This is a genomic window from Streptomyces sp. NK08204, from assembly GCF_020400585.1.
In the GTDB taxonomy this organism is placed as follows: Bacteria; Actinomycetota; Actinomycetes; order Streptomycetales; family Streptomycetaceae; genus Streptomyces.
This window is the reverse complement of record NZ_JAINVF010000010.1, coordinates 20519-43603: the sequence shown is the minus strand read 5'-3', so window position 1 is coordinate 43603 and position 23085 is coordinate 20519. Positions and strand designations below refer to the sequence as shown.

The window sequence follows — 23085 nt, the reverse complement described above, 5'->3', positions numbered from 1 at the left end:
AAGGAGAGCGAGCCCATGGCGACCACGACCGCGACCCAGCGCCGCGAGCGGGCCCGAGCCGACTACGACGCCTTCCTGCGCGCCTGCCCCACCCACCAACTCCTCGGCCGGCTCAGCGACAAGTGGGTCAGCCTGGTCGTGGCCGCACTCTCCACCGCCCCCATGCGCTACAGCGACCTCGCCCGCAAGATCGCGGGCGTCAGCCCCAAGATGCTCACCCAGACGCTGCGCACCCTGGAGCGCGACGGCATCATCACCCGCACCGTCACCCCTTCCGTCCCGGTCCGCGTCGACTATGCCCTCACCCCGCTCGGCAGCAGCCTCACCACCCTGCTCAGCGCGGTGAAGGACTGGGCGGAGACCCACTTCGAGGAGGTCCGGGCGGCCCGCGAGCGCTACGACGCCGAGAACACCGAAAACACCGAAAACACCGAAAACGCCGGGAACGCCGCGAACACCGAGAACGCCGGGAACGCCGGGACCGGCCAGAGCGCCGCCTAGCAGCCGCCGGGGCACGACGGGGTGGCAGGGCTCCACCGGACCCTGCCGAACGGCCTGGTGGAGCCGGGGAAGGCGTCGGCCTGCCCGACGGCCGCGCCGCCGCTTGCGGTGCCGGCCATGGGGTTCACCGGCGCCACGGGACCGGCGACGGGGGCCGGGACAGTGACGTGACCGCCCGGCCGGCGGCGGGGGCGAGCGCCACGATCAGCGCACCGGCCGCCTGTCCCTGGCGGCGCCCCGGCAAACCGCCCGATCCCGGGTGCGCGGCCGCCTGTCCCTGGCGGCGAGATGACGAGGACATCGTTGTCACATCGGTAGTGGCTCATACGGCGCCGGAATGCGTCAAGGCCCGCGGCCCTTGATGACGGAGCGTCATGAGGCGTCCGGAGAAGGCGGATCGGTGAGTCGTGCAGCCCTCTTGTGTACTGCCGTGCAGGGGTGCCAGGGTTCCCTCCCGTCGTTCTCAGTCAAGATCGACGGGAGAGGAACACATGCGCATACGCATCGCAGGTGTGCTCGGAGCAGCCGCACTGCTCTGCGCCGCACTGCTCGGGACGGGCGCGGCCCAGGCCGATTCGGGGCAGATCGAGGCCGGCTACCAGAACCCTGTCACCGCGCTGCCGCCGGTGAGTCACCCGGACACGCACCACTGCACCGTCACGGCGATGCAGTACGACTTCGGCAACACCATCTCCTCGCCCGCGTGGAACGGGACGGTGACACCGCCGGCGGACTGTCCGGGGCCGTGGAGCAAGGTCGTGCTCAACTGGTCCGGCAGCGTGCAGGGCCGGCAGTACGACCGGCTCGCGGGCGTGTGGATCGGCGGGGCAGAGGTGCTGCGGACCAGCACGCCGGAGCCGACGCAGGAGGGCATCAGCTGGTCGCTGGAGAAGGACGTCAGCGAGTTCATCCCGCTGCTGCGGCAGACGCAGCCCATCGCCGTCTCGCTCGGCAACGTTGTCAACTCCACCTACACCGGCGTCTACCACATGAAGTTGACGCTCACGTACTACCAGGCCGACCACCGCCACCCGGCGGCGCACACCGCCGACCAGGTCGTGCCGCTCTCCGCCTCGACCACCGACACCGGCTGGACCAACCTCGACCCCGGCCAGTCGTCATCGAAGACGGTCACGCTCCCCCGCAACCTCACCCACGTGCGGATGGAGCTCTACGCCCGCGGCGGCGGCTGTGACGAGCAGTGGTTCACCGCCGTGCCCGACGACTTGGCGAACACGCACCCCGACTACCTGTGCGGCGGCGGTCCTTACCGCGAGGTCCAGGTCTCCGTGGACGGGCGGCCCGCCGGGCTCGCGCAGCCGTACCCCGTCGTCTACTCGGGCGGCATCGTGCCGACACTGTGGCGGCCGATCCCGGCGGTGGACCAGTTCGTGACCCAGGCCTACGACCTGGATCTGACGCCCTTCGCCGGGCTGCTGGTGGACGGCAAGCCGCACACCTTCACCATCACGCCCTACGGCGCGGCGGACGGCTGGACGGTGGACAGCACGCTGTTCCTCGACACCGACCACCACGCCACGCGGACCAGCGGCGCGCTCACCGACGACACCCTGTCGCTGAGCCCCTCCGTCGCCACGACGGAGACCCCGGGCGCCGGTCACCTGGTGAACGTCCGCGTCAGCGCGCAGCGCGACTGGGCGACCTCCGGCTACCTCGACACCTCCGCCGGCCGCATCCGCACCACGGTGACGCAGCACACGAGTTACCTCAACACCGACGCCGTCTCCGACGGCGGGCAGAAGCAGGTGGTGGCACAGGACGAGCACGGCACCACCGTCGTCACGACCACCCCCGAGCACGGGCACCCGACGGCGGCCAAGCACACCTGGGACTACCCGATCACCGTGGACTCGGACGTGCCGCTGCTCACCGACGGGAACAACTACTCGCTCTCCGCCACCGTCCACCAGGGCCGCATCCTCGACGACAGCGTCAGCCAGGGCAACCACTGGCGCACCGTCGCCACCACCCGCGACATCGTCGACGCGACCGGCGTCCTCGCCCGCACCAATGGCGTGGTGACCGCCGCCGACGGCTCCGACTCAGAGCACTGGACGGGGACGACGGACACCGGCGCCTGCTACGACCACCTGATCCGTGCCGCGCACGGGTATGTGACACAGGATCACGTCTCCGGCTGCGACTGACCGGCCGGTCGACGCGTGAAGCCTCTGGCACCCGGAACCGTTCGTCGTGGACCTGTTCCCGCCAGGGGCTTCCCGCGTCGGCTCATCAGCCGCTGCGAACCGAGGCGCAGATGAACACCCGGCGTCCGCACCCTCGCACAGGGCGCGTCCTCGTGTGCGGCGGAGCGGCAGAACCGGTCGATCCGCTTCTCCTGACCCCCCGCCCCTGATGCTTCGTCAAACCTCGCCGCAGACCTCTTGACGCCATCCGGCGCCACATGAGTCACTTCCGCAATGACAACGATGTCTATGCCATTTCTTCGTCATCGTTCCCCACTCTCCCGTTCCGGTCCGGGCAGGTCATGGCCGCGAGGCCGTCTGCCCCTGGCCGCGATGCTGGCCGGGACGCTGGTCGTGGCGCTTGCGCCTGTCGCTGCGCAGGCGGCCACTCCACCCGACCGCGTCGCCGACCCCGCGGCGCTGGTGAACCCGATGGTCGGCACCGGAAGCGGTGGCGCGGTCGTCGGTCAGGTCGACACGTTCCCCGGTGCCGTCATGCCGTTCGGCATGATGCAGTGGAGCCCTGACACACCGTCGCGCCCCGACGGGGGCGGCTACAACGTCGACGACTCCAGCATCACCGGGTTCAGCCTCACCCATGTGTCCGGCCCCGGATGCCCGATCGCGGGGGACTTCCCCATCCTGCCGCTGACCGGCGCTCTGCCCGCCGACCTCGACTCGGCCTCCGCAGCGTTCGACCAGAAGTCGCAGACCGCGCACCCCGGTTCCTACGCGGTGACCGCCGGCGGCGTGCACACCCGGTTGGCCGTGACCCAGCGCACCGGCGTCGCACAGTTCACCTACCCCTCGTCCAGACAGGCCCACCTGCTGGTGAAGGTCGCGCAGAGCGCCAACGGCAGCTCCTCCGCCGGCTTCCAGACCGTCGGCGACCGGGAGATCACCGGCACCGTCACCAGCGGCCACTTCTGCGGTCAGCCGAACAGCTACACGGTCCACTTCGCCGCCCGCTTCGACCGGCCGTTCACCGCCTCGGGCACCTGGGGCGGGGCGACTTCCGCGCAGGTCACCAAGTCGGCGGGCAGCACGAGCGTGACCGAGAAGGGCAAACAGAACCCGCAGCCCAAGAGCTTCTCGACCGCCAAGGGCACCGCTCCGGCCGCCTCCCAGGGCTCCGGCGTCGTCGCCGGTGGCTGGCTCACCTTCGACACCACCAAGGACACGCAGGTCGGGATGCAGGTCGCCCTCTCGTACGTCGACGTCCAAGGCGCGCTGGACAATCTCGACGCCGAGGCGCACACCTGGAACGTCGGCACCGTCGCGGCAGCGGCCAAAGCCGCGTGGAACAAGCAGCTCGGCACGATCTCCGTCGCCGGTGGCAGCCCCACCGCGCAGGCGACCTTCTACACGGCCCTGTACCACGCGTCACTGGAGCCGAGCCTGTTCAGCGACGCCGACGGCCAGTACACAGGCTTCGACGACAAGGTCCACCGGGTGCGACCGGGGCACGCCCAGTATGCGAACTACTCCGGCTGGGACATCTACCGTTCCCAGACACCGCTGCTGGCCACCATCGACCCGCCGGTGGCCGCGGACATGGCGACCTCGCTGCTCAACGACGCGGCCCAGGGCGGCTCCCTGCCCAAGTGGCCCTCGGCCAACGGCTACACCGGCGTGATGAACGGCGACCCCGCCGACCCCATCCTCGCCGACACCTACGCCTTCGGCGCACGAGGCTTCGACGCCTCCGCCGCCCTCACCGCCATGGTGAACGGCGCCAACGGCACCACCGGTGCCCCCGGGCAGGGCTGGTACGTCGAGCGTCCCAACGGGGCCGCGTACATCAAGAACGGGTACGTGCCGAACATCGGCTCCGACTCGATCAGTCCGGTGCCCAACGGCGCCTCGGAGACGCTCGAGTACGCCCTCGACGACTTCGCCATCTCGCGGCTCGCGAAGAGCCTCGGCAAGACCTCGGACGCCGAGGTGTTCACGAAGCGCTCGCAGAACTGGGCGAACATCTTCGACACCGCGAACGGGTACGTCGAGCCGCGCGACGCTGCCGGCGCCTTCCCCTCCGGGCCGCCGGTGAGTGTCTCGGGCTTCGGCCAGAACGGTTTCCAGGAGGGCAACGCCGCGCAGTACACGTGGATGGTGCCGCAGAACCTCGCGGGCCTGGTCCAGGGCATGGGCGGCAAGCAGGCCGCGTCGAACCGGCTGGACACCTACTTCACCCAGCTCAACGCCGGCCCGGACCTGCCGTACCAGTGGCAGGGCAACGAGATAGCGTTCGGCACGCCGTGGGCCTACAACAGCATCGGCGAGCCGTGGAAGACGCAGTCCGTCGTCCGGCGCACGATGAACGAGCTGTACTCCCTCACCCCGGGCGGAGAGCCCGGCAACGACGACCTCGGCGCGATGAGCTCGTGGTACGTGTGGGCCAGCCTCGGGGTGTACCCGCAGACCCCGGGCGTGCCCATGATGGTGCTGGGCGCCCCCCGGTTCCCGCAGGCGACGATCCACGGCGCGTACGGGGACCTGACGATCAACGCGCAGGGCGCGGGTGAGACGTACGTGAAGGCCCTGCGCGTCGACGGGCAGGCCACGGAGCACACCTGGATCGACCTGACCAAGACCCACCGCCTGGACTACACGCTCTCCAGCACGCCGAACACCGGCTGGGGCACGGCACCCGGCGACGCCCCGCCGTCGTTCGGGGCGGGCCCGGTGACGTTCCCGCCGAGCACGAGCGCCTCACTCGACCTGAGCCCCGGCCAGGTGCGTATCGCTCCCGGGGCCGGCACGACCGTCGCGGTCGAGGTCGACAACACCTTGGGCTCCAGCCCGGCGACGGTCACCTGGAGCGCCACCACGCCGGCCGGACTGTCGGTGAACCCGGCCGACGACACGGTCACCGCGCCGGCCGGAGGCACGGCCCGGACCACGGTGACGATCGCCGCCGCCGCGGGCACCACCACCGGCTACTACCAGGTGGCCTTCGCCGCGCATGCGTCGAACGGCGCGGTCATTCCGAACGCCTCGCTGCTGACGACGGTCGCACAGCCCGGCGAGACGATCCCGACCGCGTACGTGTCCAACTACAGCGACAACACGGTGACCCCGGTGGACACCCGGACGCACAACGCCGGCCCGGCCATCCCCGTGGGCGGCGGACCGGACGGCATGGCGGTGGCCGGCGGCGACCTGTTCGTCGCCGACAACAACAGCAACGACGTCACCGTGATCGACACCGCGACCAACACCGTGATCAAGACCGTACCCGTCGGGAGCATCGCGGCCGACGTGGCCGCCACCCCGGACGGCAAGACGGTGTGGGTGACCAACTTCGGTGACGGAACGGTCCAGCCGATCGACGTCGCGACGCTCACCGCGGGCACGCCGATCACCGTGGGAAGCCAGCCGGAACGGCTCGACACAAGCCCCGACGGCACCCACCTGTGGGTCGCGAACCAGGGCAGCGGCACCGTCAGCGACGTCGACCTGGCGACGCGCTCGGTCGCGCACACGGTCGCGGTCGGCGCCGCCCCGTACGGCGTGGGGATCACCCCGGACGGCAGCCGTGTGTTCGTCTCCAACGGCGGTTCCTCCTCGGTGTCGGTCGTCAGCACCGCCTCGGACAGCGTGGTGGCGACGATCGCGACCGGCGCCGGCCCGCAGGGTGTCGCGGTCTCACCGGACGGCACGAAGGCCTACGTCACGGACAGCGGGGCCGGGGGCGTGACGCCGATCGCGGTCGCGACCGACACGGCAGGAACCTTCATCCCGACCGGCTCCGGCGCCTACGCGGTCGGATTCAGCCCGGACGGCACCACTGCCTGGGTGGTGAACACCAATGTGAACCAGGTCATGCCGGTCACGGTGGCCACCGATGCTCCAGGTCCCGCGGTCACCGTGGGCAACGTCCCCGACGGGGTGACAGTCGTCGGCTGATCATCCACGGCCCCGCGCCGGTCTGCGCTGCAGCACGCGTACCCGCGCGGGGCCGTCCGGTGTCCCGGTGCCCAGCCGGCCACCGGGCGCCCTCCGCCAGGGGACAGCGCCCCGGCGTGCGAGGCTGCCCGCATGACGATCCTGCGCTCCGCCGCCCTGTTCGCCCTCGCCGCGCTGCTGGAGATCGGCGGTGCCTGGCTGGTCTGGCAGGGCGTACGGGAACACCGCGGCCGGCTGTGGATCACCGGCGGAGTCCTCGCCCTCGGCGCGTACGGCTTCGTCGCCACCTTCCAGCCCGACGCCCACTTCGGCCGCGTCCTGGCCGCCTACGGCGGGATCTTCGTCGCCGGCTCCCTCCTGTGGGGCGTCGTCGCCGACGGCTTCCGCCCCGACCGCTGGGACATCGCCGGAGCCCTGATCTGCCTCGCCGGAATGGCCGTGATCATGTGGGCGCCGCGAAGCACGCGCTGAGGCTCGCTTACGCTGGACGGAGCCCGACCGCCGAACGAGACCCGCCCGAGCCCCGGAGCAGCCCATGGCCACCGCCGCCCCGTCCGCCGCCTCCCGCATCGCCGTCGTCACCGGTGCGAGCAGCGGTATCGGCGCCGCCACCGCCCGGCAGCTCGCCGCGGCCGGCTACCGCGTGGTCCTCACCGCCCGCCGCAAGGACCGTATCGAGGCGCTGGCCGAGGAGATCAACGCGGCCGGCCACTCGGCGACGGCGTACCAGCTGGACGTGACCGACCGCGCGGCGGTCGACGAGTTCGCGACCGCCTTCCGGACGGTCGGCGTCCTGGTCAACAACGCGGGCGGCGCGCTCGGCGCGGACCCGGTGGCCACCGGCGACCCGGCGGACTGGCGCACGATGTACGAGACGAACGTCATCGGCACCCTGAACCTCACCCAGGCCCTGCTGCCCAAGCTGATCGCGAGCGGCGACGGAGTGGTCGTCGTCGTCTCCTCCACGGCGGGCCACGCCACCTACGAGGGCGGCGCGGGCTATGTGGCCGCCAAGCACGGCAGCCACGTCCTCGCCGAGACCCTGCGCCTGGAGATCGTCGGCCAGCCGGTACGGGTCATCGAGATCGCACCCGGCATGGTCAAGACCGAGGAGTTCGCGCTGACCCGCTTCAGCGGAGACTCCGACAAGGCGGCGAAGGTCTACGCGGGCGTGGCCGAGCCGCTCACGGCCGACGACGTGGCCGAGACCATCACCTGGGCGGTCACCCGCCCCAGCCACGTCAACGTCGACCTCCTCGTCCTGCGCCCCCGTGCCCAGGCGTCCAACACGAAGGTGCACCGGGAGCTGTGATGACAGAGGACTCCTCCGGCATCCCGGAGTCGGTCGAGAAGCGCCGCCTGGCCCAGGAGAAGAAGAACGAGCGCCAGGTCTGGTACTTCCTGGCGTACTTCCTCTTCGGCATCCACTTCCTGGCGTTCGTGATGATCTACGCGGTACGCCACGGGCACTGATCAAGGAAATGGAGGCCGGGGGCGGCGACACCCGGTCAGCCCTCACCGCCCCGGCCGCACAAGGCAGACGCTCGCCTCATGCCCTTGTGCGACCCGCTTCAGCCCTGGGCCGGGAACACGAAGAAGCCCTTCTGCGTGCTGATGTAGCCGTACCCCGACGGCTGTGAGAAGAACGGGACGTCCTCCTCCGGCAGGCTCTTTGCGAGCACCTTCTTGGTGCGGCCGTCGACGGCGAGGAACACGCTCGGGCTGAATTCGTCCTTGGTGGCGCCGTAGAGGATGCCGTTCGGGGAGAAACGCAGCGGCTGCATCGCCTTCTCGCCCTCCTTCTGTGCCCAGACCTCCTTGCCGTCCGCGGGCTGCCACACGGCGGTGCCCTGCTTGGTGTGAGCGGCGGCCAGGGTGTGGTCGGGCGTGAAGACGGACGAGCCCTCGGTGTTGATGGTGTCGTCAGGACTGTCCTGGTACGAGTACTTCGAGGAGCCGCCGACCTGTTTGCCGCTCGCGATGTCGTACGTCGCCGTCACCCAGGTGTCGGGGGAGAAGGCGCCCGCACCCCAGGCGGTGAGGACACGGCCGTCGCGCACGTCCAGGACCCGGAGGGCGCCGCTGGTGCGCTTGCCGTCCTCGTCAAGCTCCACGCCCGCCGGCGGGGTGACGTCCGCGGTGCTCCAGGCCTTCTCGCCGGTGGCGAGGTCCGTCATGACGAGCTGTTCGGGCTCGTCCTCGTAGGTGGACGCGTTCTCCACATGGAAGGCGTACTTGCCGGTGATCAAGGGCGCGTGGGCCTGCCCGCCGTCGATCTCGTTGGTGCGCGCGTCGAAGCTGCACCTCGCCAGTTGTCCGGTGCAGGTGACCTTGCGGGCGGCGCCGCCGTCCATGGGCGTGAGCTTCAGGCTCGCGTCACCGTCCTGCTCGATGACGTACCCCTCGCGGACGTCGAACTCGTCGCCCTCGACACTGGACTTGCCCAGTTCGGTGCCGTCACTGCCGTAGACGGTGATCTTGGTGGTGGTCTTCTCCTGGCTCAGACCGTCCGACTCCGTCGTGGCAGCGGCGAACACGGCGACCGCCGGGACGCCGTCGTGCCAGGTCGTGGCGGCCACACGATCGGTCTTCACCTTCAGGCTCTTGCGCACCTGCCCGGTCTTCACGTCCCGGAACTCCAAGGTGGCCGGTTCCGGGTCGTCGGTGGAGTGGAGGGTGCCGACCGAGCCGTCGGCCGGCACCCATGTGTATCCGCCGCCGGTGGCGTACTCGCCCTGGGCATCCTTGACGAACAGGAAGGCGTCACCGAGGTCGATGGCTCCGGCGGGCGGCAGGCTCCATGCGGGCCGGGCGGCGAGGCCGGGTATCGCGGGTCCGCTGTACGCGGGCCCCGTGGGCTTCGCGCCGTGCGGGCCGGCCCAGCTGCCGCCCTTCGGCCCGGAGGCGGAGTCGTCGGCGTCGGAGGAATCGCAGCCCGCGACCAGCCCGAGCGTAAGGACGAGGCCGACGGCAGTCGCTGTGTACTTGTTCATGTCCTCGTGATTTTTTGGCAGACGATCTTGAAATGCTCAGTGCAGCATAGGCGTCCGGCCCAACTCCGCACGCAGGCCCAGGAGATCTGCACGGGCTCGGCACACGCCTGCCGTCACGAGCTCGCGCGTCACCCCTTCACACAGACGACCTGCTTCAGCTTCGCCACGACCTCCACAAGATCCCGCTGCTGCTCGATGACCTGCTCGATGGGCTTGTACGCGCCCGGGATCTCGTCCACGACACCGGAGTCCTTACGGCACTCCACTCCCCGCGTCTGCTCCTCCAGGTCCTTCGTCGAGAAGCGGCGCTTCGCCGCGTTGCGGCTCATACGCCGACCCGCACCGTGGGACGCCGAGTTGAAGGCCTTCTCGTTCCCGAGGCCCTTCACGATGTAGGAACCCGTGCCCATGGAGCCCGGGATGATCCCGTACTCGCCGGAGCCCGCCCGGATGGCGCCCTTGCGGGTCACGAGCAGGTCCATACCGTCGTACCGCTCCTCCGCCACATAGTTGTGGTGCGCGCTGATCTCGGGCTCGAAGGCAGGCTTGGCCTTCTTGAACTCCTTTCGGACCACGTCCTTCAGGAGCGCCATCATCATCGTGCGGTTGTGGCGCGCGTAGTCCTGCGCCCAGAAGAGGTCGTTCCGGTACGCCGCCATCTGCGGAGTGTCCGCGACGAAGACGGCGAGGTCGCGGTCGACCAGGCCCTGGTTGTGCGGGAGCTTCTGTGCCACACCTATGTGGAACTCGGCGAGTTCCTTGCCGATGTTCCGCGACCCGGAGTGCAGCATGAGCCACACCGAATCATCTGTGTCCAGGCAGACCTCCACGAAATGGTTCCCTCCTCCGAGGGTTCCCATTTGCGCAACCGCCCGCTCCTTGCGGAAATGCACCGCGTCCGCGACGCCGTCGAACCGCTCCCAGAAGTCACCCCACCCCGCGGTGGCGAGCCCGTGGAACCGCCCCGGCTCCACGGGAGTCGCATGCACACCCCGCCCGACGGGAATCGCCTGCTCGATCTTCGTCCGCAGCCGGGACAGATCCCCGGGCAGGTCGTTCGCCGTCAGTGACGTCTTCACCGCCGACATCCCGCAGCCGATGTCCACGCCCACCGCCGCCGGGCACACCGCGTCCTTCATGGCGATGACCGAGCCGACCGTCGCACCCTTGCCGTAGTGCACGTCCGGCATCACGGCCAGGCCCTTGATCCAGGGCAGGGTGGCGACGTTCTGGAGCTGGCGCAGGGCCACGTCCTCGACACCGGCCGGGTCGGTCCACATGCGGATCGGGACCCGCGCGCCCGGCATTTCCACGTACGACATCTCTTCCTCGTTCCCCCGTGGGACAGCAACAAATGGCCTTAAAGCAACAGAACGCAAAAGCAGCGCCAAGGTCGATGAAAAGGGACAAGGGACCGGCGTTCACAGCAGTGCGTGCGATACACATTGTCTGCAGGGGACGCCCCGCCGCAGCAACCGAATAACCGGCGGCAGGGGCACTGGACAGCGTCGAGAGGAGCCCGACCGTGCAGCGGAAGGCGTACGTAACCGGCACCGCCGCCCTCCTCGCGGCGTTGCTGGCCGGCTGCACGAGCGGGTCCGCCGGGGACAGCCCGACGGACGACGCCAATCCGGGTGCCGTCGGCACGGCCACGGTCGAGGCCCAGCCCGGCCGCTACCGCAGCCTCCCCGAGCCGTGCGGCGCGGTCGGCCACGACACCCTCGACACGCTGCTGCCCGGCATCCGGCAGATCGCCGACCAGGAGCAGCGCGACAAGGCCTACCAGGGCGAGGCCGCGCTCACCTACGACACCGACCGCAAGGTGGGCTGCCGCTGGAAGAACGACTCCGGCGAGGCCACCGACCGGCTCTCGGTCGACTTCGAGCGCGTGGTGTCGTACGACAACACGGTCAGCGACGACGACCAGGCGCAGAAGCTGTACCAGGACAAGCGGACGGCGGCCGGCATTCCCGGCCCCGCCGCCGGCGCGCCCGCGACGGAGTCCTCCGCAAGCCCCGCCGCCGACCACTCCTCCGCATCCGCCGCTCCTCCCTCCCCTTCGTCCTCCGCGTCCTCCTCGTCCGCGACGTCGACCCCCACGAACTCCGCGAGTGACGGCGATTCGTCCTCCGGCGCCGCCCCGGCCGACCTCCAGCCGCGCGCGCTGTCCGGACTCGGCGACGAGGCCTACCTCGACGACCAGCTCGGCGACTCCGGTTCGACGGTCGAACAGCGCACGGTGACTGTGGTGTTCCGCACGTCCAACGTCATCGTCACCATCGCGTACGAGGAGCAGCCGATGACCGTCGGTGCGGTCCCGGACAGCAAGGAAATGCAGGACAGGGCCCGTGATCTGGCCTCCCGGCTGGCCGACGCGCTCAACGGCTGACACCTCTCGCGGTCGCTTCCGCACCCGGCCGCACAGCCCGTGAACGGAAACCGCACAGCTTTTCCACCGCGTACGGTGGCTCCGCAGGAACCCGAACGAACACCCGGCGTCATGAGTGAAGGAACCATGCAGCAAGCAGCCCAGCGAGTCGTCCGTGCCATGGCGGTATCTCCCACGCCCTTCAGGCAGTGGGGGAATGACCAGCGAGCCAAGCGCCTGCGCCGTGCCCTCGTCTGCGCGGCAACAGTCCCCGTGGTGCTGATAGCCGCCGGCTGCTCCTCGGACTCCGGCGACGGCAAGGACAAGTCCGGCGACAGCGCCTCGCCGAGCACCGGCGCCTCCCAGCAGCCCTCGGCCAGCGCCTCACCGACCGTGCAGCCCGCGGCGTTCCAGAAGCTGCCCGAGCCCTGCTCGGTGCTGTCGGGCAAGACCCTGGCCACGCTGGTGCCCAAGGGCACCAAGTCCGGCAAGGAGGGCCCCAGCGACGACACGGCGTCCCGTTCCTCCTGTTCCTGGAGCAGCCTGGACAACAACGGCGTCAAGGGCTCGCAGTTCCGCTGGCTCAACGTCTCCCTGCTCCGCTTCGACTCGGACGCCCACCGCGGCTCCGGCAACACGCAGGCGCACACCTACTACACCCAGCAGGTCAAGGGCGCCCAGACGGTGACCGGTGCGAAGAACGGCAGTTCGGTGCCGATGACCGGGGCGGGTGACGAGGCGATGGTCGTGCGCTACGACCTGAAGAAGAAGGAAGGCGCCTTCAAGCAGCAGACGGTCGTCGCCCGCGCCGAGAACGTCGTCATCACCGTCGACTACAACGGTGCCGGTCTCGCGGGCGAGAAGACCCCGAACGCCGACGACCTGACGAAGGCCGCGGTGAGGGCCGCCAAGGAGGTCGTGGCAGCCGTGTCGAAGGCCAACGGCCGTGCCACGGGCGCCGGTTCGCCGGACACGTCTTCCGCGTCCCCCTCCGGGCCGGCCGCGAAGTCCCCCTCGAAGTCCCCGTCCGGGTCCGCCTCCCCCCGTGTGTCGCCGTCCAGGTCCGCCGCGAAGAAGAGCTGACCGCACCTGCGGCACGGGGCGTCCGGAAGGCGTCCGGAAGGACCGGTACCGCGTTCGACGCACACATGTGCCACTCTGTTGCGCGCAACAGCACGCTAGGGGAGGGGAGTACGAGTGGCCGCGCCACCGCAGCTGACTCGGATGCACCGCGTTCTCATCGGCGTGGTCGTTTCCGGCGCCTTGATCATCGCCGGCATCGGCTTCGCCGGCTCGTACGCGGCCGTCCGTGAGCTGGCCATCAAGAAGGGCTTCGGGAACTTCTCGTACGTGTTCCCGATCGGCATCGACGCGGGCATCTGTGTCCTGCTGTCCCTGGACCTGCTGCTGACCTGGATCCGCATCCCCTTCCCCCTGCTGCGCCAGACGGCCTGGCTCCTGACGGCGGCGACGATCGCCTTCAACGGAGCCGCCGCCTGGCCGGACCCGCTGGGCGTGGGCATGCACGCGGTGATCCCGGTGCTCTTCGTCGTCTCGGTGGAGGCGGCCCGGCACGCGGTCGGCCGTATCGCGGACATCACGGCCGACAAGCACATGGAGGGTGTCCGCCTCACCCGCTGGCTGCTCTCGCCGGTCCCCACGTTCCTGCTCTGGCGCCGCATGAAGCTGTGGGAGCTGCGCTCCTACGACCAGGTCATCAAGCTGGAGCAGGAACGTCTCGTCTACCAGGCCCGCCTGCGTTCCCGCTTCGGCCGGGCCTGGCGCCGCAAGGCCCCGGTGGAGTCCCTGATGCCGCTGCGCCTGGCCCGCTACGGCGTGCCCCTGGCGGAGACGGCCCCGGCGGGCCTGGCAGCGGCCGGCATCGAGCCGACCCTCATACCTGCCGTGGCCGCGGGCGGTCGTGCCGCCGGTTCCGCTCCCGTCCCCCAGCAGGCGGCACCTCCCGGCGGCCCGCGCCCCGAGCTGCCCAGCCAGCACACCCGGCACACCGGCCGACCTGAGAACCCCCCGGTCGACGAAGAGAGCCCCTGGTTCCAGGCCCAGCGCCAGATCGAGTACCACGGCGACTACGACCCCACCTACGAACCGCCCCCCGAGCCCCAGTACGTCCCCGAGGAGCAGTACGAGGAGTGGTACGAGGAGCAGCCGCCGGAGCAGTTCCAGCAGCCCTCCCCGGAGGAGACCGGCAGTTTCCCCATCCCGGTCGGCCCCAACCGCACCCGGGAGCTGGGCGAAGGCGGCGGCACCGCGCCGGCCGAGCCGGACGAGGAGGCCTACTACCAGGTCTTCCGCCAGTCGATCAACGGCAGCTACCCCACGCCCGGCCAGTTCGCCGACAACGTGCAGGCGGAGTTCGGCATCGCCCTGCCGGACACGGAAGCCAAGCACATGGTCAGCCACTTCACGAACCGCTTCAACGCGGAACTCGAAGAGGACCACATCGCGTAGGGAACGCCGTAGGACCACGACGAAGTCGTCAGGACACATCGAAAAGGGGCCCTCTCACGAGGGCCCCTTTCCTTCACGGCTTGCTCGCCGCGCTCGTCGCTTACTCGCCGAGCAGGCGCCGCACCCGTTCCTGCCCGACCGCCAGCAGCAGCGTGGGCAGACGCGGGCCGGTGTCACGGCCGACCAGCAGGTGGTAGAGCAGCGCGAAGAACGACCGCTGGGCGGTCTTGATCTCCGGCGGCAGCTCCTTGGGCGTGGCGTCGGCCGAGAACCCGGCCTGTACCTTCGGCACGCCGTAGACAAGGTGGGTCAGCCCGTCGAGCGACCAGTGCTCGGCAAGCCCGTCCAGCAGCAGCCGTACGGACTGCTGGGACGCCTCGTCGAGGGACTTCAGCAGTTCGGCGTCGGGCTCGTCGCGCACGATGGTGCGCTGGTCGGCGGGGACGTGCGTGTTGATCCACGCTTCGGCCTTGTCGTACCGGGGGCGGGCCAGATCCAGGGAGGCCAGCGGCTGCTCGGGGTCCAGCTCGCTCAGGATCCGCAGGGCCTGGTCCTCGTGGCCGGCGGTGATGTCGGCGACGGACGCGAGCGTGCGGTACGGCAGCGGGCGCCGGGTCCTGGGCAGCTCACCGGCAGCGGTGCCGACGGCGCGCGTGTAGGCGGCGACGTCCGCCGGCAGGGCGGACCCGTCGGCGACCTTGCCCGCGAGCTTGTCCCACTCGTCGTACAGCCGCTGGATCTCCTGGTCGAAGGCGATCTTGAAGGACTGGTTCGGCCTGCGGCGGGCGTAGAGCCAGCGCAGGATCTGCGGCTCCATGATCTTCAGCGCGTCGGCCGGGGTGGGCACGCCACCGCGCGAGGACGACATCTTCGCCATGCCGCTGATGCCGACGAACGCGTACATCGGGCCGATCGGCTGCTTGCCGCCGAAGATGCCGACGATCTGCCCGCCCACCTGGAAGCTGGAGCCGGGCGAGGAGTGGTCGACGCCGCTCGGCTCGAAGACGACGCCCTCGTAGGCCCAGCGCATCGGCCAGTCGACCTTCCAGACCAGCTTGCCGCGGTTGAACTCGCTGAGCCGGACGGTCTCCGAGAAGCCGCACGAGGTGCAGGTGTACGCCATCTCGGTGGTGTCGTCGTCGTAGGAGGTGACGGTCGTCAGGTCCTTCTCGCAGGTGCCGCAGTACGGCTTGTACGGGAAGTACCCGGCGGCGCCGGAGCTGCCGTCGTCCTCGGAGGCGGCGCCCGAGCCCTCCTCGGCCTCCAGCTCGGCCTCGTCGACGGGCTTCTGCTGCTTCTTGGCGGGCTTCGGCTTCGTCCGGTACTGGGCGAGGACCGCGTCGATGTCACCGCGGTGCTTCATCGCGTGCAGGACCTGCTCGCGATAGACACCGGAGGTGTACTGCTCGGTCTGGCTGATCCCGTCGAACTCGACGCCCAGCTCGGCCAGCGACTCGACCATGGCGGCCTTGAAGTGCTCGGCCCAGTTCGGGTACGCCGAGCCCTTCGGGGCGGGCACGGAGGTCAGCGGCTTGCCGATGTGCTCGGCCCAGGACTCGTCGACGCCTGCGACGCCCGCCGGCACCTTGCGGTACCGGTCGTAGTCGTCCCAGGAGATCAGGTGCCGGACCTGGCGGCCACGCCGCCGGATCTCGTCGGCGACGAGGTGCGGGGTCATGACCTCGCGGAGGTTGCCGAGGTGGATCGGTCCGGAGGGGGAGAGTCCGGACGCGACGACGACCGGTTTGCCCGGGGCCCGGCGCTCCGACTCCTCGATGACCTCATCCGCGAAACGGGAGACCCAGTCGGTGGTCTCGGTGCTCTGAGCCACGATCGGCACGTCCTTCTTTCTGAACGGGGTGACACTCCATTCTCACAGACCGCGATGCGACGGCGAAAACCGCTTTACCCACCGTGGGATACTGGCCGGGACTATCCATCCCCACGAGGAGAACGGCACCCATTCCTATGGCCTCGGTCACGTCCCTCAGCGATTCCGTCCAGCAGCGCCTCGCGTCCGCCCTCTCGGCCACCCTGCCGGAGGCCGCCGACGCCGACCCGCTGCTGCGACGTAGCGACCGGGCGGACTTCCAGGCCAACGGGATCCTCGCGCTGGCCAAGAAGGCCAAGTCCAACCCGCGGGAGCTGGCGACCGAGGTCGTCGCCCGGGTCGAGTCGGGTGACGTGATCCAGGACGTCGAGGTCTCCGGCCCCGGCTTCCTCAACATCACGGTCACGGACCGGGCGATCACCGGGAACCTGGCCGCGCGGTACGCGGACGACACGGGCCGCCTCGGCGTGCCCACCGCCGCGAACCCGGGCACCACGGTGATCGACTACGCCCAGCCGAACGTGGCGAAGGAGATGCACGTCGGTCACCTGCGGTCCGCCGTGATCGGCGACTCGGTGGTCCAGCTCCTGGAGTTCACCGGCGAGAACGTGGTCCGGCGCCACCACATCGGCGACTGGGGCACCCAGTTCGGCATGCTCATCCAGTACCTGGACGAGCACCCGCACGAGCTGGACCACAAGGCGTCCACCGAGGACACCGCGGCCTCGGGCCAGGAGGCGATGTCGAACCTCGACCGCCTCTACAAGGCCGCGCGGAAGAAGTTCGACGCGGACGAGGAGTTCAAGACGCGCTCGCGGCGCCGGGTGGTGGACCTCCAGGCCGGCGAGCCGCACACGCTCGCCATGTGGCAGAGGTTCGTGGACGAGTCGAAGATCTACTTCTTCTCCGTCTTCGAGAAGCTGGACATGGACATCCAGGACCCGGACATCGTCGGTGAGTCCGGCTACAACGACATGCTGGCCGAGACGTGCCGCCTGCTGGAGGAGTCGGGTGTCGCGGTCCGCTCCGAGGGCGCCCTGTGCGTGTTCTTCGACGACATCAAGGGCCCGGACGGCAACCCGGTCCCGCTGATCGTCCAGAAGTCCGACGGGGGCTACGGCTACGCGGCCACCGACCTCTCGGCGATCCGTGACCGTGTCTTCAACCTGAAGGCGAACACCCTCCTGTACGTGGTGGACGCCCGTCAGGCCCTGCATTTCCGGATGGTCTTCGAGACCGCGCGGCGGGCCGGCTGGCTGAACGACGACGTCACGGCCGTCCAGCTGGCGTTCGGCACGGTCCTCGGCAAGGACGGCAAGCCGTTCAAGACGCGTGAGGGCGAGACGGTCCGGCTGGTGGACCTCCTCGACGAGGCGATCGACCGCGCGTCGGCCGTCGTCCGCGAGAAGGCCCAGGACCTCTCCGAGGAGGAGATCGCCGAGCGTGGCGCCCAGGTGGGCATCGGCGCCGTGAAGTACGCGGACCTGTCCACGTCGGCGAACCGGGACTACAAGTTCGACCTGGACCAGATGGTCTCGCTCAACGGCGACACGAGCGTGTACCTCCAGTACGCCTACGCCCGTATCCGGTCCATCCTCCGCAAGGCGGGCGAGGTCCGCCCGGCGGCCCACCCGGAGCTGGCGCTGACGGACGCCGAGCGTGCCCTCGGTCTGCACGCCGACGCCTTCGCGGAGACGGTGGCGGAGGCGGCGTCGGAGTACGCCCCGCACAAGCTCGCCGCGTACCTGTACCAGTTGGCCTCGCTGTACACGTCGTTCTACGACAAGTGCCCGGTGCTGAAGGCCGAGACGCCTCAGCAGGTGGAGAACCGCCTCTTCCTGTGCGACGTCACGGCCCGCACCCTGCACCGGGGCATGGCCCTGCTGGGCATCAGGACGCCCGAGAAGCTCTGACGCCGCAGACACTCACACGACGGCCCGCTCTCACATCGAGGGCGGGCCGTCGTGCGTACGGACCGCATCACCCGGCGCCCGGCCCGTCACCCGGCTGCCCGATGCGGTGGCCCGCCTGCCGGCTCGCGGTGATGATCGGACCACCGAGGGTTGACCAGGAGGGATGACCATGAGCCACGTCCCGCCGGGGGTCCGGTGTTCTTTGACGTGCGTCCTGCTTGTCGCCGTAGCAGGATGCGGCGAGCAGCAGGCCGGCGCCGGGTCCGGCAGGGCCGGTGAGCCGATCACCACGGGACTGGTCGCCGACCTGCAGAAGAGCGGATTCCAGGTCAACCCGGGATACGCGACCCTGTACACCGAGCAGGACTGCAAGGACGCCACCTACCCCAAGCTGAAGAACTGCCTCCTGAACAACCCCGCGGCCCCGTACGTGTCGCCCGTCGTGAAGACCTGGCCGGACGAGTACGTCGACCCGGCGACGGTGAATGCGTTCGGCCGGACACGGAGCGGCTACAGCGCGACCTACCGGCTCGATCCGCGGGACGCGATCGTGCTCTACGGGAAGATGCCACCCCCGGGCCGCTACATGAGCCTGCAGTCATGGGAGTTCAGCCGGCGCGGGCAGTGGAAGACCAGTGACGCGCCCGACGGCCGGCGCTCGGCCGGTCAAATAGGGCACCGCCGGCAGCCGGGAACACCGCAGAAAAAGGGTGACGTGAACTGTCACCTTTGACGTGCACCGTGGTGACATGGACAAGGACATCGACACCCAGCACGCCGGCCAGGAAGGCCCCCTCGCCGACCGGATCGCGCTCGTCGCCGGGGCCACCCGCGGCGCCGGACGTGCTCTCGCCGTCGAACTCGGCCGCGCCGGCGCCACCGTCTACGTCACCGGCCGCACCACCCGCGGGCACGCCAGCGAGGTCGGCCGGACCACGGAGACCATCGAGGAGACCGCGGAGCTGGTCACGGCGGCCGGTGGCACCGGCATCGCCGTCCCCACCGATCATCTGGACGAGGACCAGGTACGCGCCCTCACCGAGCGGATCGACCGCGACCAGGGGCGGCTCGACATCCTCGTCAACGACCTCTGGGGCGGCGAGCACCTGCTCGTCGACTCCGTCTTCGGCAAGAAGAGCTGGGAGACGCCGCTCGCCGACGGACTGCGCATCCTGGAGCTGGGGGTGCGCTCACACGTGATCACCGCGGCACTCGCCCTCCCGCTCCTGATCCGCTCGGACGCCCCGCTGCACGTGGAGGTCACCGACGGCACGGCGGTCTCCAACCGCCGGTACCGCGAGAACCTCTACTACGACCTCGCGAAGAACGCCCCGATCCGGATCGCCTTCGGGCTGGGCGAGGAACTGGCGGAGTACGGGGGCACGGCGGTCGCCGTCACGCCGGGCTTCCTGCGCTCGGAGCAGATGCTCACCCACTTCGGTGTGACGGAGGAGAACTGGCGCGACGCCATCGCCCAGGAACCGGACTTCGCCATCGCCGAGTCGCCGCGCTACCTCGCTCGCGCGGTCGCCGCCCTCGCCGCCGACCCGGACCGCGCGGCCCGCTGGAACGGGAAGTCCACCTCCAGCGCGGAGCTCGCCAGGACCTACGGCGTACGGGACGTGGACGGCAGTCAGCCGGACGCCTGGGCGTACTTCGAGGACGTCAGGTACGGCGGGAAGGACGGCTCGGCCGACGACTACCGCTGATTCTCCGGCTCCGCGCCGTACAGGGCAGCAAGGGCCCGCGCATGCTCGCGGAAGCGAGCGCGCAGGCCCTCCGGGGCCAGCACCTCCACGTCCGCGCCCAGCCCGGTCAGCTGGGCGAAGGCGACGTCATCCGACTCCGCCGGCAGGTCGAGCGTGACGCGCCCGGCGGCGTCCGGCGCGGTCGCGGACGCCAGCGCCTCGCCCACGCCGGCCGGATCCACCACGGCGGCCAGGCGCCGCAGACCTCGCTCCGTGAGGCGCACGGTGACGGTCGTACGCAGCAGCGCCCGGGCGAACCCGGCGGCGTGGGCCTGCCAGTGCGCGGCCAGGTCGAAGGACGGGTCGCGGACGAAGGGTTCCTCGGCGCCGGGAGCGGGGGACAGCGCCGTGACGCGGTCGACGCGGTAGGTACGCCAGGCGCCGTCCCGGCCCGGCTGCTCACCCGGGACACGGCCCACGACGTACCACACCCCCGCTTTGAGGACGAGCCCGTACGGCTCCAGCAGGCGGGTCACCCTGCGCGGCGCCGTACCGTCCCGGCCAGGCCGCGCGTAAGCCAGCTCGACAGCGCGGTCGGACCACACGGCGCGGGCCAGCTCCGGCAGCAACTCCGGTGCCGACGGCTCACGGAACCAGGCCGGGGCGTCGAGGTGGAAGCGGCGCACCGACGACTCGGCCGCCGCACGCAGCGACGGGAGCAGAGTGGCCGACAGCTTCAGCCGGGCCGTGCCCGCCGCGCCCGACAGCCCGAGATCGCGCAGGGCCGTGGGCAGACCGGAGAGGTAGAGCGTCTCCGCCTCGGTGGGGTGGAGCGTGGTGAGCCGGGTCCGGTGGCCCGGCGCCAGGTGGTAGCCGCCCGCGCGACCGCGCTCGGACCGGATGGGAACGCCCGCCTCCTGCAGAGCCTGGGCATCGCGGATCACCGTGCGCTCGGAGACGTCCAGCTCCCGGGCAAGGGCGGCGGCGGTCAGACCAGGGCTCGACTGGACGAGTAGCGCCATGCGGATCAGGCGGGCGGCACGCATGGTTCAAGGATCGTGGATCCGACACCGCGGCGTTGCCCCCTCACGTCACCACAGCAGCCCGAAGGACAGATAACCGCCGACGTACAGCCAGAACAAGGAACCGATGAAGAAGGTCAGGAGCTTGAGCACGGCGAAGGGCGGCCACATCGCGTGGGCGGCCCGCTCGGGCTTGTGCGGGTCGTAGGCGAGCTGCGTGCGCTGCGCCTTGCGCCGGCAGCTGTACTTGTGCACGCGTCCCTCGGCGTCGACGTACTCGTACACCACGTTCTTCTTGCCGTCCTTGCCGACCGCCTGGGCGAGGACGGTGATGCCGCGCCGGGCCAGGACGATCCGGCGGAAGGCCTCCTGGACGGTCAAGAAGAGAACCCCCAGGCCGAAGACGAGGGGCAGGGTGCCGACGATCACCGCGACGACCCGCGTGCCGTGGGTGACGCCGACCCACACGACGTACCCGACGTAGGCGAGCGGGAGGGCGGCGATCATCGCCAGGGCCGCCCAGGCGTCCGCGTTCCCGCCGTACTCGGTGGTGGTGACCAGGGCGCTGCCCGCCGGGTCCCGCCGCCGCGGCAGTTCGGCGGTGAGGGCGGCGACGAAGGCGGCCGTGGCGGTCGGGTTGCCGCCCTCGACGCGGTGGGTGGCGCCGTCGGTGAGGACGATCTCGACGACGCGGTCCTCGGCGGTGCGCACCTCGCGGACCGCGGCGAGCGGTATGTCGACACGCCGGCGGCGAAGGTCGAGGCGGACGCCGTCGGAGTCGAAGCTCGCCGACACTCCTCGCCCGTTGAGTATCTGGGACATGATCAGATGACCACCGGGACGAGCGGAGGGTTGCACGGGCCGACACGCCGCCCGTGGCCTCAGAGCCCCAGCCCCTTCCCCAGCCTCCGCAGGCCCTCCGCGATCTCCTCGGGGGTCTGTGTGACGAAACAGAGCCGGAGGGTGGAGGGATCCGGCTCGTCGGCGTAGAAGGGTGCGCCGGGCACGTAGGCCACGTTCTGCTTCACCACCTGGGGCAGCAGGGCCGTCGTGTCGTACGGCTCCGGCAGGCGCGCCCAGAGGAACATGCCGCCCTCGGGACGGGTCCACACGGAGCCCTCCGGGAGGGCGTCGGGGAGTCCCGCGAGCATGGCGTCCCGGCGCTCGCCGTAGACCGCGCGCACCCGCTCCACGTGGGTGTCGAGGACGTCCAGGTAGCGTGCTGCCGCCAGTTGGTTGAGTGTCGGCGTGTGCAGGTCCGCCGCCTGCTTGACCAGCGCGCACGCCCGCCGGAGCTCCGCGGGTGCCCGCAGCCAGCCGAGCCGGAGGCCGGGGGCCATCACCTTGGAGAAGGAGCCGAGAAGGACGGCCCGGTCCTCGGCGCCGGGATGTGCGGCGATCCAGGGCACCCGCTCGCCGTCGTAGCGGAGTTCGCCGTAGGGGTCGTCCTCGATGATCCACAGACCGTGGCGGGCCGCCACGGCCGCCACGGCCTCGCGGCGCTGCGCGGGCATCGTGCGGCCGGTGGGGTTCTGGAAGGTGGGGACGAGGTAGAGCAGCTTCGGGGATTCCCGGCGCACCAGCTCGGCGAGGGCCTGCGGGTCGGCCCCGTCCTCGTCGCCCGGCACCGCCACCACACGCGCGCCCGCCAGACCGAAGACCTGAAGTGCCGCCAGGTAGCAGGGGTTTTCCACCAGGACCGTGTCGCCGGGTTCGAGCAGGGCCGTGGCCAGGAGGGACAAGGCCTGCTGGGAGCCCGTGGTGATGAGGATGTCGTCGGAGGCCGTCGGCAGGCCCTGTGCGGTGATGCGGGACGCCAGGGTGGTTCTGAGGACCGGTTCGCCTTCCGTGGTGGAGTACTGGAGTGCCTGGCTGGGCGTTTCGGCCAGGGCGTCGTGGAACGCCGCCGCTATGCCGTCCCGGTCGAACAGCTCGGGCGCCGGGAGCCCGCCCGCGAAGTTGATCACCTCGGGGCGTGCGGTGACCGCGAGGATGTCCCGTACCGGCGAACCGCCCACCGTGCGGGCACGCGCGGCGAGCGGCGGGACGGGGGCACGGGTCGGTGCGGGCTCGGCCAGGGGCATGGGACGGCTCTCCTTCGGCTGCGGGGCGGCGTGTACCACCGTCCCGTCAGCCTAGGGATGTACGTGCCGCCTACACCCGGTATTCCGCGATCCGGACCAA

At 70.5% G+C, this 23085-nt stretch carries 18 protein-coding genes; 12 read left to right on the top strand and 6 right to left on the bottom strand.

What is annotated here, in order from left to right:
* The first annotated feature begins 15 nt into the window (after positions 1-15).
* The 6 genes from K7G59_RS17445 to K7G59_RS17420 all read left to right on the top strand — a co-directional run bounded on the left by K7G59_RS17445 (position 16) and on the right by K7G59_RS17420 (position 8090).
* Positions 16-501, top strand: coding sequence for a helix-turn-helix domain-containing protein (locus tag K7G59_RS17445; protein WP_225835201.1), 486 nt, complete (start codon positions 16-18; stop codon positions 499-501).
* A 491-nt stretch (positions 502-992) separates the two neighbouring features.
* Positions 993-2669 carry a peptide-N4-asparagine amidase gene (locus tag K7G59_RS17440; RefSeq protein ID WP_225835199.1) on the top strand — a complete coding sequence of 559 codons (1677 nt, stop codon included), beginning with the start codon at positions 993-995 and terminating at the stop codon, positions 2667-2669.
* A gap of 393 nt (positions 2670-3062) precedes the next feature.
* Positions 3063-6617, top strand: a complete 3555-nt coding sequence (locus K7G59_RS17435) for a GH92 family glycosyl hydrolase (protein ID WP_308295055.1) — start codon at positions 3063-3065, stop codon at positions 6615-6617.
* A gap of 132 nt (positions 6618-6749) precedes the next feature.
* Complete coding sequence (locus K7G59_RS17430) at positions 6750-7088, top strand: YnfA family protein (RefSeq protein ID WP_225835194.1); 339 nt, start codon at positions 6750-6752, stop codon at positions 7086-7088.
* A gap of 64 nt (positions 7089-7152) precedes the next feature.
* Positions 7153-7929: an SDR family NAD(P)-dependent oxidoreductase gene (locus tag K7G59_RS17425; protein WP_225835192.1), complete on the top strand. Its 777-nt coding sequence runs from the start codon at positions 7153-7155 to the stop codon at positions 7927-7929.
* On the top strand, positions 7929-8090 hold the full coding sequence (locus tag K7G59_RS17420; RefSeq protein WP_225835190.1) for a hypothetical protein: 162 nt from the start codon (positions 7929-7931) through the stop codon (positions 8088-8090). The genes K7G59_RS17425 and K7G59_RS17420 overlap by 1 nt, the downstream gene beginning before the upstream one ends.
* 98 nt (positions 8091-8188) lie before the next feature.
* Here the strand turns inward: K7G59_RS17420 and K7G59_RS17415 are convergent, their stop codons facing one another.
* Entirely contained in the window at positions 8189-9610 is a 1422-nt protein-coding gene (locus K7G59_RS17415) for a hypothetical protein (protein ID WP_225835188.1), read from the bottom strand.
* Positions 9611-9738: 128 nt separating this feature from the next.
* Positions 9739-10932 (bottom strand): RtcB family protein, encoded by a 1194-nt coding sequence (locus K7G59_RS17410; protein ID WP_225835187.1) that lies wholly within the window; start codon positions 10930-10932, stop codon positions 9739-9741.
* 203 nt (positions 10933-11135) lie between these two features.
* Between K7G59_RS17410 and K7G59_RS17405 the strand changes: the two genes are divergently transcribed.
* From K7G59_RS17405 to K7G59_RS17395, 3 genes are all read left to right on the top strand, one after another.
* Entirely contained in the window at positions 11136-11999 is an 864-nt protein-coding gene (locus K7G59_RS17405; RefSeq protein WP_225835186.1) for a DUF3558 domain-containing protein, read from the top strand.
* A gap of 111 nt (positions 12000-12110) precedes the next feature.
* Positions 12111-13061, top strand: a complete 951-nt coding sequence (locus tag K7G59_RS17400; protein ID WP_225835185.1) for a DUF3558 family protein — start codon at positions 12111-12113, stop codon at positions 13059-13061.
* Positions 13062-13202: 141 nt separating this feature from the next.
* A complete protein-coding gene (locus K7G59_RS17395) occupies positions 13203-14447 on the top strand; it encodes a DUF2637 domain-containing protein (protein WP_225835184.1) in 1245 nt (414 codons plus the stop codon).
* Positions 14448-14547: 100 nt separating this feature from the next.
* Here the strand turns inward: K7G59_RS17395 and lysS are convergent, their stop codons facing one another.
* Positions 14548-16287 carry a lysine--tRNA ligase gene (gene lysS / locus K7G59_RS17390; RefSeq protein ID WP_225835183.1) on the bottom strand — a complete coding sequence of 580 codons (1740 nt, stop codon included), beginning with the start codon at positions 16285-16287 and terminating at the stop codon, positions 14548-14550.
* Between the two features lie 128 nt (positions 16288-16415).
* Between lysS and argS the strand changes: the two genes are divergently transcribed.
* The 3 genes from argS (at position 16416) to K7G59_RS17375 (ending at position 19900) form a co-directional block, all read left to right on the top strand.
* Positions 16416-18191 carry an arginine--tRNA ligase gene (argS, locus tag K7G59_RS17385; protein ID WP_225835182.1) on the top strand — a complete coding sequence of 592 codons (1776 nt, stop codon included), beginning with the start codon at positions 16416-16418 and terminating at the stop codon, positions 18189-18191.
* A gap of 169 nt (positions 18192-18360) precedes the next feature.
* Entirely contained in the window at positions 18361-18924 is a 564-nt protein-coding gene (locus K7G59_RS17380) for a hypothetical protein (RefSeq protein WP_225835180.1), read from the top strand.
* A 16-nt stretch (positions 18925-18940) separates the two neighbouring features.
* Positions 18941-19900 carry an SDR family oxidoreductase gene (locus K7G59_RS17375; protein WP_225835178.1) on the top strand — a complete coding sequence of 320 codons (960 nt, stop codon included), beginning with the start codon at positions 18941-18943 and terminating at the stop codon, positions 19898-19900.
* Here K7G59_RS17375 and K7G59_RS17370 read toward each other — a convergent pair.
* The 3 genes from K7G59_RS17370 to K7G59_RS17360 are packed head-to-tail and all read right to left on the bottom strand — an operon-like array spanning position 19891 to position 22985.
* A complete protein-coding gene (locus K7G59_RS17370; RefSeq protein ID WP_225835176.1) occupies positions 19891-20925 on the bottom strand; it encodes a YafY family protein in 1035 nt (344 codons plus the stop codon). The two genes, K7G59_RS17375 and K7G59_RS17370, sit on opposite strands and share 10 nt — an antisense overlap.
* Positions 20926-20970: 45 nt before the next feature.
* Complete coding sequence (locus K7G59_RS17365; RefSeq protein ID WP_225835174.1) at positions 20971-21723, bottom strand: DUF3592 domain-containing protein; 753 nt, start codon at positions 21721-21723, stop codon at positions 20971-20973.
* A gap of 59 nt (positions 21724-21782) precedes the next feature.
* Positions 21783-22985: a PLP-dependent aminotransferase family protein gene (locus K7G59_RS17360; RefSeq protein WP_225835172.1), complete on the bottom strand. Its 1203-nt coding sequence runs from the start codon at positions 22983-22985 to the stop codon at positions 21783-21785.
* Positions 22986-23085 lie beyond the last annotated feature (100 nt).